Consider the following 16,688-nt stretch of genomic DNA (forward strand, 5'->3'; position numbering starts at 1 on the left):
CAGATGTCCTCAGACGCCCTCCGTGTTAATGGTTTAAGGCTTTCTCCGAAGTTGTCGGCCAGTGCAATGTCCGGTTCAAACGTCGAACGTTGAACGTTGAACGGCCGTTTAGTTACCGTTGGGGGCCGCCTTGAGCTGCGGCACGACGCCCACCTTGCCGCGGCCGCCGTTGTCGTAGATCCTGGGGCCGCTCTCGCCCCAGAAGTTGTTGGGGGCACGGAACTCCTCGGTCCCCGCGTTGTAGATGTCGTGCCCGCTGTTGCCGCTGATGATGTTGCCCCAGGCCACACCGGCGCCGTCGAAAACCAGCATCCCCTGCGTTCCGTTGCCGGTGATCAGGTTCCCCTCCACCCGCACCCGCGAGCCGGTCAGGGAAATGCCGTAATCGCTGTTGCGCGCGAGCTTCATGCCGGAGATACTCCCCTCGCTCTCCAGCAGGGTCACCCCGCGCCCGTTGTCCAGCACCGCGCCGCCGGCGAACTTCACCCGGCAACTGTCACACGACAGCGCGGATCGGTTCATGGCGAGACTGCCGTCCTGCAGGTAGAGGGAGCTCTTCTGCCCCGAGATCCCGACCCGGTTGCCGATCAGGTTCAGGCTGCGCAGGGTCGCCTCGCTGTTGGCGAAGACCAGACCCGCATCGCAGTCCGATGCGCCCCCCGTTTCCATCTGCACCAGGGCATCCTGGAAACGCATCCCTACGGCGCAGCGCTCGACACGCACCCCTTTCAGCGTCAGGTTGGAGAAGAGCGCCTCCAGCCCGGTTTGGGCGCCGTCGATGCGGCAGTTCTCCATAACATTCTTCTTCTCGCTGCCAAGGAGCGTGATCCCCAGCCAGTCCCCCGCCGCCGACGCGGCGAAGCTGGAGGTAAAGCGGATCGGATCATCCTTGGTCCCGGTGGCGACAATGCGCCCCTGCACCACCAGGGTCGGCGTTTGCCCCTCGCTCTTTTTGAAGCGCACCACCGTCCCCGGCTCCACGGTCAGCGTCGCCTGGGAGGCCACCGTCACCGCCCCCTGTACCAGCACCTCGCCGCGCCAGACGGTATCCTCCGCCAGCACCTGGTCCCCGTACGAGAGCTGCGGCTTGAACGGCACCTCGACCCGCTGGGGCGCCGCCGTAGCCGGCGCACCACTCTCCACCGCCGCCCCCTTGCTGGCGCCCGCCTCGGTGTTGGCAGCGACGACAAAAGGCTTCTCGACCGTAGCCTTGGCGAAGGTGGGAAGCAAAAGGGCCGCCAGAAGCGGCCCCGCGCAGATAAGGGCAAGGAATTGTTTTTTCATGTCACCGGGATCTCGAGGCCTTCCTGGTGGTACACCTTGTTCTTGCCGCAGCGCTTGGCCAGGTAGAGCAGGGAGTCCACGATGTTGAACAGCTCGTCCATCTTGTCGGCATTCTCGGGATAGCTCGCCACGCCGATACTCACGGTAACGCCGCGGTTGGTCCCTTCCACGAGCCTCGCGGCGGTGCCGCTTTGCACACTGTCGCGCAGGCGCTCCGCCGCCAGGATGGCCTTCTCCAGCCGCGTCTCCGGCAGGAGCACGATGAACTCCTCGCCGCCATAGCGGAAGGCGACGTCTACGCCGCGGATGGTCTGCAGGATCAGCTCTCCCATCAGTTCCAGGAGACGGTCGCCGGCGGCGTGCCCGTAGCTGTCGTTGTAGGACTTGAAGTCGTCCACGTCCATCATGATGATGGAAAAGGGTTTGTGGTAGCGCTTGGCGCGCGCCATCTCCTGCCGGAAGTACTGCTTGAAGTAGCGGTGGTTGTGCAGCCCGGTAAGCGCGTCCGTGATGGCCAAAAGCTTGGTCTGCTTGTGCAGCGTTGCGTTGTGGATCGCCATGGCGGCAAAGGAGGCCAGGATGGAAAGCATGTTCAGCTTCTCCCGGTCGAACTGCCTCGGAGCGAAATCGTCGAGGTAGAGGATCCCCACGATGCGCTCCTGGAAGATGAGCGGCACGCAGACCAGCGAGCGGATACCCTCGTTGAGCGCGATCGGGTTGTTGAAGAACGGGGTCTTTTCCGTGTCCTCTATATAGAAGATCTCGCCCGCCCGGAGCACCTGCTCGGTCAGCCCGCCGGCGGTCACCTCCCAGCGCTCCTTCTTCACGAAATCCGCCGTCAGTCCCGAGTGCGCATGCAGGCTCAGCTCGCGCTTGGCGTCGTAGTAGAGCGCAACGCTGCCGGCCGGCGTTTCGGCGAATCTCATGGCGGAGGTGAGGATGGCCTGCAGCACCGTGTCCAGGTCCAACGTAGACACCACCGCTTTGGCGACCTCGATCAGGTCCTTGAGCGCCTTGACCTGGGATTCAAGGGACTCTTTCTGGCTGTTGCAATCACACTGGGTCATGAAGGCTCCCGGCAGGAAAATTAACCATACACCAATAGCACAGTGCCGGTCCGCTTGTAAATGGCCGAGCAGCGTAAACAACGGCAAATTCGATTTTTATGAGCGGCCGAAATTTTAATCTATTAACGCTTGACTTCGTCATACATCTTGTGGTTTATTTCTGCCGCTCCACAAAATGTAGGGCCCCAAGCAAATGACATGGCTACATGTTGAATATCCCAAGGAGGACGAAAGGTTATGAAGAAAACAGTCGAGAAGGGTCAGATCCCGGGTCTCACCAAGAACGCATTGACGGTGCTCGAGAAGCGCTATTTGAAGAGGGACCAGGCCGGGAAGCCCCTTGAGACTGCCTCCGACATGTTCCGCCGCGTGGCGACCGCGATCGCGCAGGCCGACGCCGTGTTCGACAAGAAGGCGGACATCTCCGCGCTGTCGGACAAGTTCTACAACATGATGACCAACTTCGAGTTCCTCCCCAACTCCCCGACCCTGATGAACGCCGGCCGCGAGCTGGGGCAGCTTTCCGCCTGCTTCGTGCTGCCGGTGGGCGACAGCATGGAGGAAATCTTCGAATCCGTCAAGAACACCGCGCTGATTCACAAGTCCGGCGGCGGCACTGGCTTCTCCTTCTCGCGCCTGCGCCCGGCCAACGACGTGGTCATGTCCACCACCGGCATCTCCAGCGGCCCCCTCTCCTTCATGCGCGTCTTCGACATCGCCACCGAGACCATCAAGCAGGGAGGCACCCGCCGCGGCGCGAACATGGCGATCCTGCGTGTCGACCATCCCGACATCATGGACTTCATCATGTGCAAGAACGACCAGCGCCAGCTGAACAACTTCAACATCTCGGTCGGCATCACCGAGGAGTTCATGAAGGCGGTCGACGCGGACCGCGACTACACCATATTCAACCCGCGTGACAAGAAGCCGGCCGGCACGCTGAACGCGCGCAAGGTGTTCGCCCGCATCGTGAAGCAGGCCTGGGAGAACGGCGAGCCGGGCATCATCTTCCTGGACCGCCTGAACAAGGACAACCCGACCCCGCACATCGGCGAGATCGAGTCGACCAACCCCTGCGGCGAGCAGCCGCTTCTCCCGTACGAGTCCTGCAACCTGGGCTCCATCAACCTGGGAAAGATGGTGGTCCACGGCAAGGTAGACTGGGACAAGCTGAAAGAGACCGTGCGCACCTCCGTGCACTTTTTGGACAACGTCATCGAGGTGAACAACTACCCGCTGCCGCAGATCGACGAGATGACCCGCTCCAACCGCAAGATCGGCCTGGGCGTCATGGGCTGGGCGGACATGCTGATCATGCTCGGCATCCCCTACGGCTCCGAGGAGTCCGTGGAACTGGGCGAGAAGGTGATGCAGTTCATCAACGAGGAAGGCAAGATCGCCTCCCGCGAGCTTGCCAAGTCCCGCGGCGCCTTCCCCAACTTCAAGGGTAGCATCTACGACGTCCCGGGCGCCGATCCGATCAGGAACGCGACGGTCACCACCATCGCCCCGACCGGCACCATCTCCATCATCGCCAACGCCTCCTCCGGCGTCGAGCCGCTCTTCGCGGTCAGCTTCGTGCGCCAGGTCATGGACAAGAACATCCTGGTCGAAGTGAACCCGCTCTTCGAGAAGATCGCCAAGGAGCAGGGCTTCTACAGCGAGGAGCTGATGCAGCGCATCGCCGAGCACGGCACCGTGCACGACATCAGCGCCATCCCCGAGGACGTGCGCGACGTGTTCGTCACCGCCCACGACATCACCCCGGAAGAGCACATCACCATGCAGGCCGCCTTCCAGCGTCACACCGACAACGCCGTCTCCAAGACCGTGAACTTCCCGCAGGAAGCCACCATCGAGGACGTCGAGGAAGTCTACCGTCTGGCCTACCAGATGAACTGCAAGGGGGTCACCATCTACCGTGACGGCTCCCGCGACGAGCAGGTACTCTCCGTCGGCAAGAAGGAAGAGCCCAAGGCCGCCGTGCCCCTCACCCTCGAGGAGAAGCGCAGCATCAAGCGCGAGCGTCCCAAGGCGCTCAAAGGGTGGACCTACCAGATGCAGACCGGTTGCGGGCCGCTGTACATCACCATCAACGAAGACGCCAGCGGGCTCTTCGAAGTCTTCACCACCATGGGCAAGGCCGGCGGCTGCGCCGCGAGCCAGTCCGAGGCGATCGGCCGCATGGTGTCTCTCGCCTGGAGAAGCGGTGTGCAGGCACGCCAGGTCGTGAAGCAGCTGCTGGGCATTTCCTGCCACAGCCCGAGCGGTTTCGGCGACAACAAGGTCCTCTCCTGCGCCGACGCCGTCGCCAAGGCGATCCAATCGCACCTGGCGCTGACCGGCCACGCCGAAGTCATCGAGGCGCCGAGCTTCGAGAGAGGCGCCTGCCCCGAGTGTGGTGGTGTCGTCGAGCATGAAGGCGGCTGCGCAGTATGCCGCGTCTGCGGCTACTCCGAGTGCGCGTAGCGAGGTAGTTTTACGCTGCTGTTGCGCAGGGTCTGAGAAAGAGAACCGAGCAAAGAGTAGATAAGAAGTAGAAGTACCAAGGGGGATCCGATTTGCGGATCCCCCTTTTTACGTGCATCGCACCGGCCGTCCCCCCCTCTCCCTCCGGGAGAGGGTGCCCGAAGGGCGGGTGAGCGAGCTTCAATCGAGGTGATAGTCTGCACCAGCTTCAGCCTTCGGTCAAAGAACTGGAAAAACCGCGAGAAACCTGCTATCACTTTTCAGCAGCTTACATGCATATAGTACATGCCCGGAACCGGCACTACCTGAATCAAAGGATTTACGAAAATGGAGGTTGTGCGTTGATCGATTACGACAAATTCAACAGATCGCTCAAGCATCTTGAGCTGCAGTTTGCAAACTACAGCAGCTCTCGTGAACGCGACCTTCCCGAACTCGACAGGGAAGCATTGGCCGAGTCGGTCGTTCATCGCTTTGAGACCTGCTACGACTGCCTTTGGAAGATCCTCAAGCGCTACCTGATGGAAGAACTTGGTATCCCCGACGTCCCGAACAGTCCCAAACCGATCTTTCGTCTCGGCTTTGAAAATAAGCTCTTCCCTTCAGTGGAACGCTGGCTTGGATACGCCCAAGCCCGTGTCGACACCTCCCACGACTACAGCGGCGAAAAGGCGGAGGAATGCCTGAAGCTGATGGGAGATTTTATCGACGATGCCATCGATCTTTACCAGACCATGACCGGTGCAAGGTGGGCGTAGTGGATTCCATTGATCTTACCACTGACCAGCTGAAATCACTTTTGTCTCTGCTGATCAGCTACATTCCCGACACCGAAGTGTGGACCTACGGCTCCCGGATCAAAGGTACCTCCCGCCCCTCTTCGGACCTGGACCTGGTGGTCTTCGCCGAGCGCGAGCAGCGCGAACGGCTGGCCGCGCTGAAAGAGGCCCTTGAGGAAAGTGATTTACCCTTCCGTGTCGACGTTATGGTATGGGATGAAGTACCGGACAGCTTCCGTAAAAACATCTTGGAACATTATGTGGTGCTGATAGAAAAACACCCCCCACACACAAAATAGCCCCTCCGCTTTTACCTTTTCCTCCCCGCATACACGGCGATCGGGACGGTGTACATGATCTTGCCGGCTTCCTTGCGGGCGTTGACGCCTAAGCTGTCGACGCCGACGTCGGCAGTCACCATTTCCCGGATCACCTGGTCGTCCCCCGGTTTGGGAAAGGACGCGCGTATCTGTGTCTCCAACTCGATGTCCACACCGTAGGCACTCCGCCGGCAGTCGACCAGGCCGGCACGCTGGAACAGTTCCTCAAACTCCTCTTCAGTCAAGGCATGGGTGTGCGAGGGGTCGCGGATCAGCTCCAAATGGTCATAGGCGGCGGACTTTGCCGAGGGCATGGCGACGTCGGCCACCAGTACCGTGCCGCCCGGCCGGCAGACGCGGATCATTTCAGCGAGCGCTGCCCGTGGATCCAGCAGATGGTGGAAACTGTAGCGGGTGAGAACAAGGGAGAACGTGTTGTCCGGGTAAGCCAGCGGGACGGCGTTGCCGACGTCCCAGGAGAGATTGGCCAACCGCTGCTCACCCTGGCGCTGCCGCGCCTGCTCGATCATGGCCGGCGTGATGTCGACTCCCGTCACATGCCGTGCATGCCTGGCGAACTCGCAGGCAACCATCCCCGGACCACAGGCGACATCGAGCACTTCGTCGCTCTTGCCGACTCCCGACACCTCCAACAGGACCTGCATGGCATCGTGATGCCCCGGCACCTGCGTGAACGGTACCGCCTGCTGTGAGAACTGCTCTATGATCTTCTCCCGGTGCACCTGCTCTTTGTCGTCGGCCATGCTCTCCTCCTTTGCAAATGATGATGACAATACCTTGCCATCGCCACGGCTGTCTTGCTATAAACAGCCAATGAGTGTCGCGAAACTGCCAAAACTGACGCCGATAGAAATCGGCTGGAGAAGTGACCCGCATTTGCCGGTAATCCCCCTGGCCATGGAGGTGAGACAGGCCGGCTGCGCCGCGCCCCATGCCCATCCGCGCGGCCAGCTCATCTACGCCAGCCGAGGCGTGATGCGGGTGGTGAGCGGTACAGAGGTGCTCGTGGTCCCTCCGTCGCAGGCAGTATGGGTGCCGCCCGACGTGGAGCACGAGGTCTATTTTCCCGGGGAAGTGTCGCTGAGGAATCTGTTCCTGGAGAGGGGCGTATCCGGCAGGTTGCCCGATCAGTGCACCATCCTGAAGGTTTCCCCCCTGTTGCGGGAGTTGATCCTCAAGGCGGTAACCATCGGCGAGAGCTATCTCCCCGAAAGCGCGGGGTACCGGCTCATGACGGTGCTGATCGACGAGTTATGCCAGGCCGAGCCGACCGAGCTGCGGCTCCCGATGGGGCATGATGAGCGCCTGCAACGGGCCATCGAGAAGATGGTAGCGGACCCCGGCGCGGTCGAAACGATCGAGGCGCTGGCGTCGGTCGCCTGCACCACTCCCCGCACCCTGGCCAGGCTCTTCGTCCGCGAAACCGGCCTCACCTTCGGCGCATGGAAAAAAAGGCTGATCCTGCAGGAGGCGATAGAGCGGCTGGCAAGCGGGCAAAACGTGACCACGGTCGCCTTCGATCTCGGTTACCAAAGCCTCAGCGCCTTCATCGAAATGTTCCGTCAATCCCTGGGGGCATCCCCCGGGCAATACCTCAAGGACACCCCACCGATGTAAAGCAGACACACCCCATTACTGAGTCATTGCCTCCCGAACCAGGTCCACCCCCTCGCGCAGCTTCTTGAGCTTCGGGACATATGAATCCGAATGCTCACCCGCGACCATCAACTCCTTCCATTGCAACAAGGTGTCTATTTCGTCCGTCACATCCTTCAGGCGAATCGAGGCGTAGCTCTCGTCGCACTCGATGTAATAAAACCTGCTGGGAACAGCGGTACAAAAAATGGTGCTGAGCCTGACCTGGGTGCTGAACATGTTATTGCTTAGGCTGTAGAAGGTGCCTTGACCATCTCTGAAGCTGAGGAGCATTTTCTCGGTATCTGGACTGATTCCGAGCACCTCCTGTTGCAAAAATTGTCCCCCTACGAACCCAGTGACGGATGTATCGTAGGACGACTTGGTCTTAAAATCACACACAGCGACTGCACCTTCTATCGTAAAATAGACCTTGCCCGTGCCTTGGTCGACCCCGTAGATGCTCTCGCCGAACGGAAACCGCAGTGGCCACGTGAGATTCTTGTTGCAGAGCATGACCCCTCTGTCCGTGACGATCACAAATTCATCCGGCTTGGTGCCCACCCGCTCGATTGCCATAGTGGACTGGCCTTTCAAGGAAAGAAACGCGCTGGGGTTTCTGTGGTTGTTGAGGGTAAACTTGAACATTCTGTTTATTTCCTGCTTCTCGGAGTGGCAGAGAACACAGAAATACTCATGTTCCTTGCGGGAGAGGAACAACCGACTAACCTGAAGTTGACTTCCGGGCCACATGTCGGCTGTGGCTTCGACGATCCCCAAGAAGCGGCTTCGCTCCCCATCCAGGACGAAACGCAGAAAATGCTCCCCGTCCGGGCCGTTACGGAAAAGAAAGAGGTTTTTGTCGGAGTTGTAGTCCTGCAAAAAAGGGGCGGTGAACAGCGGGGACTGCAACGACCAAGCGGTCATTTCCTTAAGGTCAATGAACAACAGCGTCTCGTCGCCGGTGCGCAGGCACACGTGGCGGTCAGTCACGAAGTAGAGATGAGCCGAGTGTTCCCTCGCCACATCGACAGGCAGGGAGGACGATACCGTAAGCTCGACCGGGGTGGCCACCACCTTCAGGGTCTCGGCAACTTTGCTGTCAACCTCCGAGATAGCCGCCGCATCGGCTATTGCATCGGCCAGCGCAGCGGCCCTCGCTGCGTCGCCTATCCACTTGGCTGTCTCGTACTCCGCAAGCAGGTCCTCAGCGGTTCTCAACGGCCGCAGTTCCTCCGCCCGCGCGTCCACGGTTGACAGGTACCCTGAGCGTTCGTCCTGAGGCAGGTATGTCGAGGCCCGACGCATCTCGCTGTAGATGGCGGCGACGTCGTCGAAGCTGCTCCCCTCAGCCTGCGCCAAGTCGAGCAGCCTCCGTACCTCGTCGCGCTCGGCCTGCTGCTCGGCTGCCAGCGCCTGTTGGTACTGCTCCTGAAAATATGGAGAGGAACGAAAACAGGGACGTACCCGCGCCAGAATCTGCAGCGCCTCGCGCTCACGGCCGCCGCGGCGCAACGAAATGGCTGCCACGAAGTCGAGCCAGACAGCCTCGGCGCTACGATCCGGCATCCGCTCCAGGCGGTGGTTCCGGTACAGGACCTGGAAGAGCGGCGAGAGCGAAGCAGCAGTGCGATACGACTCGCCGGCGTCTTCCCGGCTTGCCAGCCATCTCATCGCCTCAAAGCACTCCGCCCACTTCTCCTCCTCAAGCGCCGCGCGCAGTGCCTGCATTTTCTGCTCGATCATTTCGCGCCGCTCGGCGTCCTGCTCGTACTGAATCAGCTCCCTTATCCGGCTCTCGCTGCTTTTATCCAGTTGCAGCAGCCTCTTTAAAACCGGTAGCCTCTCTCTTCTCTCCCGACATCGTTCCAGCGTCCGCCAAAGACCGGTCACTTCCGTCATCACCGCGCAACACTCCGATAGTGCCAGGATCCTGCGGGCCTTCGGAAGGTTTCTACCCATGACCAGTGCCTCTCGGGCCAGCCCCGCAGCACGCTCCAGGTTCCCCTGGTCCAGGGCAGCTATCGCATCCCGCAGCACCGGTTCCGCCTCGACGGCCGCAGCCTCCTCGATTCTCGTCTTGAGGTCGTCCCAGCCTGCGACGAATCCCTCCTTCTCTTCGGCCCAGCCCAACAGCTGCTGCGCGAAGGCGAGATTCCCATCGCGCAGGGCTACTGCAGCGTAGGCGCAAAGCGCATCCTTTCCCAGGTCCGAGTGGTGCAGGGAATCGAAGAGGGCTCCCGCCTCACCCGGTTGGCCGCTGCCGTAGTAGGCAAGCGCCAGCAGTTCACGAACACATTTTTCCTGCAACACGCGGCTTGGCTGGGCGAGGAGTGTATCTATTGCCGTCTGAAAGCCCCCCATTTCCTCGATGAGCATCCGGATCCCCCTGGTGAACGCGACCAGGTCGCCCCCTTTGGTCATGCGGAGCGCAGCCAGTTCCCTCTCGGCCCCTGGGTAGTCGTACTCGTCCAGCAACCGCTCGGCGCGGGCGAGGGCTTCCCGGGGAGAGGTGGCATGAGCAGCCGGTTCATCGCGCCGATGGCGAGTCTCTCCCGCGGCCCCTCTCGTCGCACCGGCTCCGTCTTGTTTCGACACGCAATCCAAAGCCTTGAGCGAGAGAGCGTCAAGATGGGTGTGGCAGGCGTCGATAGAGGGAAGCAACGTATGCTTGATGAGGACCACCTTGGCGTCGCAAGGATGCGGTAACAGCTTGAAGACCTCACCGTAATTTTCCAGGAGCAGGTTCTGCAAGCGGTTCTTCACCTCGTAGCCGCGTTCCTTTTCTGTCTCGGGTAGGCAGAGCCGGGTCGGATTGACTCTTTTTATGGAGGTGATTATTAGCTCAGAAGGAGGGATGTTCGCCGAAGCGAGCAATGCTTCGGCGGCTTTGATTTCATGTACCCATGGCATGGCGCAGCACCACCTTGTTGATGGATGTTTTTTCCCGTTGCTGCGCATCAGTGTATTAAAAGTTTACAATTTATCAACCAGAGTTAGCTGAATACCTGACATCCTGGCCCGCCACTAGCGGTCCTGGAAAACCGGCGCCCGCTTTTCCAGGAAGGCAGCCATCCCCTCCTTCTGGTCCGCGGTGGCGAAACTGTAGCCGAAGAGTTCCGCCTCGTAGGCGCAGGCGCGGGCGAGATCCATCTCCAGGCCGTTGACCACCGCCTCCTTGCAAAGCTTCACAGCAACCCGCCCCTTGGTGGTAATCTTCGCAGCCAGCTTGTGCGCCTCCCCCAGCAACTCGGCTTGCGGCACCACCTTGTTCACCAGGCCGATGCGCAGCGCCTCCGCGGCATCGACCATATCGCCGGTGAGGATCATCTCCAGCGCCCGCCCCTTACCCACCAGCCTGGGGAGCCGTTGCGAGCCGCCGAAACCGGGGAGGATGCCGATGTTGATCTCGGGCTGCCCGAACTTCGCGTTCTCGGAAGCGATACGGATGTCGCAGGCCATGGAAAGTTCACAGCCGCCGCCGAGGGCATAGCCGTTGACCGCCGCGATGAAGGGCTTTGACGAGCGCTCGATGGCGGCGAAGATGCCGTGGGCCTTCAGCGCCAAGTCACGCGCCTGGGTCGAGGTCATGTCCCGCATGAGCGAGATGTCGGCGCCTGCGATGAATGCCTTCGCGCCCGCCCCGGTGATTACCGCGGCGCGGATCTCATCGCGGCCATCTATTGCGGCGACGGTCCACTGCAGTTCCTCCAGGGTCTCCGGTGTCATGGCGTTCATCGCCGCCGGGCGGTTCACCGTAACCGTCGCAATGCTATCATTTACTTCCAGCAGCAGGTTCTTCAAGTCCATTTCCCCTCCTTGCAGGCCCAGCCTTAGATTTCCCGCTGTTGTTCCAGCAGCTCTTTAATCTCCTTCAGCTGACCTTGGATAGCATTAGCTGTAACCGTACTCTTGTAGTTCATGATGATCAGCTTTACCGACACCAGGAAGACGCCGGCCTCCAGCAGCAGGTCGTGAGTGAACCCTTTGGTGAACACCGCACCGATAAACAGCACCAGCGTGATAACCATAACAAAGAATGAACCTGGATCCTTTTTATATATCTTTTCCATGTACCAACCTCATGTCCTGTCCCGTCAAAGTTCGGCATCGAACCTGTTACCCTGTTGCCCCCTCACGAGCGCCCCGAGCTCTCCTTAAGTTTCCGGCGAGAACGTAGCTTGTCCCCTCTTACCCCATGTCCCCTTCCTGACAAGTCATCCCCCCCTGTGCCAGTCCGCTCTTGATGGATGAGGATACCGGGAAATGGCAAAGTCACAACTGCAACGCCTTTCTTACTAACAGATAGGGCACTTTCATCCCCGTCATCGCTTGAAGAATTGACGGAAAGTCTTACACTTATTGTCGTTACGCCTGCAGAAAGGAGGGGTAGCGAGGGCGCAGGAATACGATCCTTGGTTGTTTCACGTGCAGTGACCATCAAAGGAGGATTCTATGGCCATGATTCTTGACAAGAGGCGGACGATCTTTGGGCTGTTGCTGACATTCATGCTGCTGGTGCCGGCATGGGCCTCGGCGCAGACGTCCTTCGACCGCATCGTGGTGTTCGGCGACAGCCTTTCCGACCCCGGCAACGCCTTTGTTTTCCTGGGGCAGTCGAACACGCCGCCCTACCCGCTCCTGGACCAATTCCTCGTCCCTGACATGCCCTACGCGCGAGGCGGGCATCACTTCAGCAACGGTGCAACCTGGGTGGAACAGCTGGCCCGGCAATACGCGCTGTCAGGGAACACCCGCCCCGCATTCAGGGAGCTGGGGGTCGACGCCACCAATTACGCGATCGGTGGCGCCCGGGCCCATGACAAGGCGGGCGAGGCGACCATCACCTTCGAGGTCACTACCTTCCTCAACGTCTTCGGCGGCCAGGCTCCGCAGAACGCACTCTACGTGGTGGAATTCGGCAGCAACGACATCAGGGACGCCCTGGAGGCCCAGGACCCCGCCATTATTGAACAGGCGGCAGCCTCCCTGCAGGCGAACATCACCGCTCTCTACAGCGCCGGTGCCAGAAAGTTCCTGGTATGCAACGCCCCGGACCTTTCCCTCACTCCGGCCATCATCGCCACCGACAAGATGATGCCGGGAGTAGCGGCCGGCGCACACCAGTTATCCCAGTACTACAACTTCCTCCTCGACTACCTGCTGACGTCGATGTCCTCCGAACTCCCCGACCTGCAGGTGGTGCGCGTCGCCTTTTATGACAAGCTCGAGGAATTGGTAGGCGATCCCTCCGCTTTCGGGTTGAAGGTCGTCGACGCCCCCTGCCTGACACCCGGCTCGCCCCCCTTCGTCTGTAGCAAGCCCGACACCTTCATCTTCTGGGACGGCATCCATCCCACCGAGAAGGTACACGGCGTCATGGCGCAGCAGGCGCTGTCAGAGCTGGCAAAGTAAGTGAAAAAAACCGGAGTTTCCCCCAACAGGAACTCCGGTTTTCAGCATCTATTTCCCTACACGGGCGTCCCCAAAAGGGTCAGATTACAAGATGTTGACGGCCCGTGCCGCAAGCAGAGCAATCACCAGCAGAGAGATCATCGACTGCAGCATCATCAAGACCTTTGCCCAACGCGACAGGACGGGAACATCAGTTGGAGAGAAAGCTGTGGAGGTGTTAAAGGCAAGGAAGAGGTAATCTACGAAATTGGGGGTCCACTCATTCAAGCCGGCAGCATGCTTTTTTTCGGGGGGCAGCGTCATCTGGGGGAAAAGAAATGCTCCCTTGATGTGTTCCCCGCGTTGAGCACGATGGTGCGGCCCCCCGGCGTCAAGCCTCCAGTACCAGGAGGCAAAAACCAGGATATTGGAGAGCCACAGCGCCGCCGCGGACTGCAGCAGTTGTTGCGGTTTTTCCAGGTGAAGCGGCAGGGCTGTTATCAGTAAGACCAACGAGATTATCATGGTCGACGTCACGACCCCGTTTAAAACGAAACCGATCACCTGGTTTGTATCGTGGGCTCCCTTGTAATGGGTGACGACAAGCGGCACCGCGAGCACCGAGACGATGGCCAGCAGGAGCCAGCGCGGGCCGCCAAGAAGTAGAGAGGAAGGCAACGCCGCATATAGCCCCCCAAGCGCCAACAATGCGCACAGTGATGGCCAGCGGGACCTCGCTGTCTTTGCGACACCGTCGGCTTTTTCATTTACCCTGGTCATTGCTAACTCCGGTTATGCCATCTTTTGCTGCCACAGTTAATAAAGTAGCCGTCCCCTTTTCTCTTTTAATTCTCTTTGTCACCCTCTGTTTTAATAGCCAACCGTTGCTGTCGGTTTCCCTGGAAGATCCCCCAGATCCTACACTAATAGCCGCCGGATGCACCGCCTCCCCCGAAGCTGCCACCGCCCGGCTGAAATCCGTCCTGCTGCACCCTGGCCGCGGGGGTGAGAGGCTGGATCGCCGCCAACGCCTCGGCATTGAGACCATAAAGGCGCGGCTCAAGGAGCGGTTCGGCGGTAAAGGCGCCGCGACAGCGTTTGGGACCGGCGCGCATCCAGCGCAGCAGGCCGACGGCGAGACCCGTCAACGACAGTCCCGCTGCCGTCAACTCCTCGGCAAGATAGCCCAGATGTAAGTAGTACTTGAGGGTGACGATGGAGAGGATGGCGGAGACGATGCCGAACCAGAGCAGGGGCCGGTCGCGGCGGCCGATCCCCATCGCCAGGGCAGCCACCGGCAGGATGGCGGTAAGGACGGCGCAGAGGGGATCGCTCCAGGGTAGCTGCCATTCCCCCGGAGTCCACCCAAGCCATTGCCGCCAGAGTAGGCGGTGGGCAAAAAGGTTCACGTCCAGATAGATTCCCGCCCAGGCCGCGAGGCGAACGGTCTCCAAAGACCAGATGTATCCCCGGGCAAGGGTCTTGCGACCGGTGAGCCGCAGCTGCGCCCAAATTGCCGCTGCGCCGAGCAGCAGCAAAAGGACCAGCCGGGACAGCCGCGGCTGCTGCAAGTGAAGAATGTCCGCGAGGTGGAAAGGAAGACCGGCCAGGGCAAGCATCGCCCCGAAGGCCGCCAGGGCATAGCCGTAGCGGACCGTCACCAGGACCGCTCCGGCCAGGACGATGCCGTGCGCCGCCAGCCAGGCCAGACGTTCCGCGCTGTGCCCCCAGCTGTGAGCGGGGATGGCAACCGCCAGGGCGAGCATGCCGACCGCCAGCAGCAGCAGCGCCTCCTCGGCGCCGCAGCGGTAGAGGCGGCGGCCGGCGATAAGCGCGCAGTCGGCGACCCAGGCGCAGAGCGGGGCGAAGAACAGGCACAATACCGTTAAGCCGACTTCCTTGACGTCGAACATAGTAGCCGGCAGCGCCACCAGGGCCACCACCCCGACCGTGGTGAACAAGGCGAGGAGGATGCGGATAAAGACGTTCACCCGCACCAGTTCCGGCCGATAGCGCTCTGCCACCGCAGCGGCCTGCTCCGCGGTGACGATCCCGGCCTGCTGCCAGCGCCGTGCCTCCTCCACCACCGCCACCCGGCGCTCGCCTTTCTCATAGAGGGCTATCATTCCGCACTCCGGAAGCGGCGATGCAAGGCCACCAGGGCCATCAGCAGCGAAGCTGCGCTGGCCAGGAAGTAGAATATGACCCCTTCACTGCTCCAGTGGCCGCGATTGAACACGAAGATGGTGATGCCGAGATAGCCATAAAGGACGGCGTACAGGAGGAAGGCGAAGCTGCGTTCCCGCAGGGCGTAGAATGCGCTACCGCTGCCGGCCAGTAGCAGCCCGGCAAGATAGGCCAGATCTGCGCCGCGCGAGCCGACGCCGGCGACCAGGGCGGCGAGGAGTACGTTGATCCCGAGGTGCAGGTGGACTGGGAGGAAGTGGCGTTTCCAGCCCAGTCGGGTCTGCATCGCCCCCGCCGCCACGACCAGCCCCCCGAAGAAGATGGCGTTATCGCGCAGGGCGCCATCCCAGGGCCACGCGCCGGGCAGGCTTGTCTTGACGCCGAGCCAGGCGCCGAGGGTGGAGAGGGCCAGGGAAAGGACCAGGCGGTTGTCAAAGTAGTGGGCGCACAGCAGATAGGTCAGGGCGGAGACCAGCAGCCACCAGTTCCAGGATTGGGCGAGGAGTTGGTAGCGGAGTTCCAGGTAGCTCTGCAGCGTTCCGAGGAGGAGGCAGCCGAGCAGGAGGACATAGTCGTAGGCCGCGTCCGGCGTGGCGAGTCTTTCCGGAGAGAAGCCGCCACCGTGGCGCAGGCAGTAGGCAAAACAGGCCGTGCACCCGAGGGCAATGGCCGCGAGCAGGGTCAGGTCGCCGATGGAGGCAAAATGTTTGGCGACAAGCAGACCGAGTCCGGCAGTCAGGACCAGGATGCCGCCATAGAGGAGGATCCGCAGTTCCCAGTGCACCGAAAACAGCTCCCGAGCGTAGATCTGACGCAGCAGCGCCGCCTGCTCCCGGCTCAGGATGTCGTTACGCTCAAGGTCATCCAGTGCTTCTTGCACCTTGCCCCCCTTCAGCAGCGTCTATCGCACTTGTTGTGACATTCAACCGCCGGTTCGGTGCTCTCGTGGCGAAGAATTCATTTTAGCGACAAAGGCGTCAAATTGAATCAATTTCTGTATTGGCTTTCTTTTCATCTTGTTCCCTGCCAACGGCTCGGCCTTGACCAGCGACGTCAGCCGCCTGTGTCTAAGGACGTGGTTGGCACCTCGTCTGGCGAATCATATAAATCATCTGTGCGTCCATTCATTACACGTACAATTGCTATCAGCGCAAATGACTTTGGAGACTCGTCGAGACAAGTACAAGTAACCACCACCAACTGACAGCACAGTAACGAGCGCCATCAAAGGCTTGCCAACACCGAGCGCTTTAGCACCGAATATACTCGCATAAACTCCAAGCATGGGCGAACCGCAACAGCCTATCATGAAGCAGCCAGTACCCATTAGAACTCCGACCAAAGTTATACTCCCAGCCGCTCCCGCTGCCATCGCCGCTTGTCGAACAGCGAGGTACTTTAACAAAGCCCATGCAGCGAATGCTGAACCGAGGGCATACGAAAAGCCCATGTAAAAATCTTGAGCCTGAAAGTAAGAGTTAAATCCACAAAACCCGCTTTGTCCTACTCCGATATCAGCCCATCCTTCG

14 protein-coding genes are annotated in these 16,688 nt (G+C 60.5%); 5 read left to right on the plus strand and 9 right to left on the minus strand.

Features of this window, described 5'->3' with window-relative positions; translation table 11 throughout:
* Window positions 1-108: 108 nt before the first annotated feature.
* Complete coding sequence (locus JFN91_RS14810) at window positions 109-1,284, minus strand: right-handed parallel beta-helix repeat-containing protein (RefSeq protein ID WP_199389965.1); 1,176 nt, start codon at window positions 1,282-1,284, stop codon at window positions 109-111.
* Window positions 1,281-2,351 carry a sensor domain-containing diguanylate cyclase gene (locus JFN91_RS14815; RefSeq protein ID WP_199389966.1) on the minus strand — a complete coding sequence of 357 codons (1,071 nt, stop codon included), beginning with the start codon at window positions 2,349-2,351 and terminating at the stop codon, window positions 1,281-1,283. The genes JFN91_RS14810 and JFN91_RS14815 overlap by 4 nt, the downstream gene beginning before the upstream one ends.
* Before the next feature lie 237 nt (window positions 2,352-2,588).
* Here JFN91_RS14815 and JFN91_RS14820 point away from each other — a divergent pair, with 237 nt between their 5' ends.
* From JFN91_RS14820 to JFN91_RS14830, 3 genes are all read left to right on the plus strand, one after another.
* Complete coding sequence (locus JFN91_RS14820; RefSeq protein ID WP_199389967.1) at window positions 2,589-4,823, plus strand: vitamin B12-dependent ribonucleotide reductase; 2,235 nt, start codon at window positions 2,589-2,591, stop codon at window positions 4,821-4,823.
* A gap of 341 nt (window positions 4,824-5,164) precedes the next feature.
* Window positions 5,165-5,581, plus strand: a complete 417-nt coding sequence (locus JFN91_RS14825; RefSeq protein WP_199389968.1) for a nucleotidyltransferase substrate binding protein — start codon at window positions 5,165-5,167, stop codon at window positions 5,579-5,581.
* Window positions 5,581-5,901 carry a nucleotidyltransferase family protein gene (locus JFN91_RS14830; protein ID WP_199389969.1) on the plus strand — a complete coding sequence of 107 codons (321 nt, stop codon included), beginning with the start codon at window positions 5,581-5,583 and terminating at the stop codon, window positions 5,899-5,901. Before JFN91_RS14825 ends, JFN91_RS14830 begins: the two co-directional genes overlap by 1 nt.
* 11 nt (window positions 5,902-5,912) lie before the next feature.
* On the opposite strand, the gene JFN91_RS14835 is transcribed toward JFN91_RS14830, so the two are convergent.
* Window positions 5,913-6,686 (minus strand): class I SAM-dependent methyltransferase, encoded by a 774-nt coding sequence (locus JFN91_RS14835; RefSeq protein ID WP_199389970.1) that lies wholly within the window; start codon window positions 6,684-6,686, stop codon window positions 5,913-5,915.
* Window positions 6,687-6,819: 133 nt separating this feature from the next.
* Between JFN91_RS14835 and JFN91_RS14840 the strand changes: the two genes are divergently transcribed.
* Complete coding sequence (locus JFN91_RS14840; RefSeq protein ID WP_236015189.1) at window positions 6,820-7,560, plus strand: AraC family transcriptional regulator; 741 nt, start codon at window positions 6,820-6,822, stop codon at window positions 7,558-7,560.
* A 15-nt stretch (window positions 7,561-7,575) separates the two neighbouring features.
* Here JFN91_RS14840 and JFN91_RS14845 read toward each other — a convergent pair whose 3' ends face one another.
* From JFN91_RS14845 to JFN91_RS14855, 3 genes are all read right to left on the minus strand, one after another.
* Window positions 7,576-10,491 carry an ATP-binding protein gene (locus JFN91_RS14845; RefSeq protein WP_199389971.1) on the minus strand — a complete coding sequence of 972 codons (2,916 nt, stop codon included), beginning with the start codon at window positions 10,489-10,491 and terminating at the stop codon, window positions 7,576-7,578.
* Between the two features lie 114 nt (window positions 10,492-10,605).
* On the minus strand, window positions 10,606-11,388 hold the full coding sequence (locus tag JFN91_RS14850; protein ID WP_199389972.1) for an enoyl-CoA hydratase-related protein: 783 nt from the start codon (window positions 11,386-11,388) through the stop codon (window positions 10,606-10,608).
* 23 nt (window positions 11,389-11,411) lie between these two features.
* On the minus strand, window positions 11,412-11,651 hold the full coding sequence (locus tag JFN91_RS14855) for a hypothetical protein (RefSeq protein ID WP_199389973.1): 240 nt from the start codon (window positions 11,649-11,651) through the stop codon (window positions 11,412-11,414).
* A 382-nt stretch (window positions 11,652-12,033) separates the two neighbouring features.
* Here JFN91_RS14855 and JFN91_RS14860 point away from each other — a divergent pair, with 382 nt between their 5' ends.
* Window positions 12,034-12,993 (plus strand): SGNH/GDSL hydrolase family protein, encoded by a 960-nt coding sequence (locus tag JFN91_RS14860; RefSeq protein ID WP_199389974.1) that lies wholly within the window; start codon window positions 12,034-12,036, stop codon window positions 12,991-12,993.
* An 84-nt stretch (window positions 12,994-13,077) separates the two neighbouring features.
* On the opposite strand, the gene JFN91_RS14865 is transcribed toward JFN91_RS14860, so the two are convergent.
* From JFN91_RS14865 to JFN91_RS14875, 3 genes are all read right to left on the minus strand, one after another.
* Window positions 13,078-13,752, minus strand: a complete 675-nt coding sequence (locus JFN91_RS14865) for a hypothetical protein (RefSeq protein WP_199389975.1) — start codon at window positions 13,750-13,752, stop codon at window positions 13,078-13,080.
* Window positions 13,753-13,895: 143 nt separating this feature from the next.
* Window positions 13,896-15,098, minus strand: coding sequence for a hypothetical protein (locus JFN91_RS14870; protein ID WP_199389976.1), 1,203 nt, complete (start codon window positions 15,096-15,098; stop codon window positions 13,896-13,898).
* Complete coding sequence (locus JFN91_RS14875) at window positions 15,095-16,039, minus strand: DUF2157 domain-containing protein (RefSeq protein WP_199389977.1); 945 nt, start codon at window positions 16,037-16,039, stop codon at window positions 15,095-15,097. The genes JFN91_RS14870 and JFN91_RS14875 overlap by 4 nt, the downstream gene beginning before the upstream one ends.
* Window positions 16,040-16,688 lie beyond the last annotated feature (649 nt).

This window comes from Geomonas anaerohicana (assembly GCF_016458305.1).
GTDB lineage: Bacteria > Desulfobacterota > Desulfuromonadia > Geobacterales > Geobacteraceae > Geomonas > Geomonas anaerohicana.

Excerpts from the sequence above, each read along its gene's own strand:
- JFN91_RS14865 (WP_199389975.1), bottom strand. The coding sequence starts at position 13,752 with ATGACCAGGGTAAATGAAAAAGCCGACGGTGTCGCAAAGACAGCGAGG.
- JFN91_RS14835 (WP_199389970.1), bottom strand. The coding sequence starts at position 6,686 with ATGGCCGACGACAAAGAGCAGGTGCACCGGGAGAAGATCATAGAGCAG.
- JFN91_RS14820 (WP_199389967.1), top strand. The coding sequence starts at position 2,589 with ATGAAGAAAACAGTCGAGAAGGGTCAGATCCCGGGTCTCACCAAGAAC.
- JFN91_RS14810 (WP_199389965.1), bottom strand. The coding sequence starts at position 1,284 with ATGAAAAAACAATTCCTTGCCCTTATCTGCGCGGGGCCGCTTCTGGCG.
- JFN91_RS14815 (WP_199389966.1), bottom strand. The coding sequence starts at position 2,351 with ATGACCCAGTGTGATTGCAACAGCCAGAAAGAGTCCCTTGAATCCCAG.
- JFN91_RS14855 (WP_199389973.1), bottom strand. The coding sequence starts at position 11,651 with ATGGAAAAGATATATAAAAAGGATCCAGGTTCATTCTTTGTTATGGTT.
- JFN91_RS14845 (WP_199389971.1), bottom strand. The coding sequence starts at position 10,491 with ATGCCATGGGTACATGAAATCAAAGCCGCCGAAGCATTGCTCGCTTCG.
- JFN91_RS14850 (WP_199389972.1), bottom strand. The coding sequence starts at position 11,388 with ATGGACTTGAAGAACCTGCTGCTGGAAGTAAATGATAGCATTGCGACG.
- JFN91_RS14870 (WP_199389976.1), bottom strand. The coding sequence starts at position 15,098 with ATGATAGCCCTCTATGAGAAAGGCGAGCGCCGGGTGGCGGTGGTGGAG.
- JFN91_RS14860 (WP_199389974.1), top strand. The coding sequence starts at position 12,034 with ATGGCCATGATTCTTGACAAGAGGCGGACGATCTTTGGGCTGTTGCTG.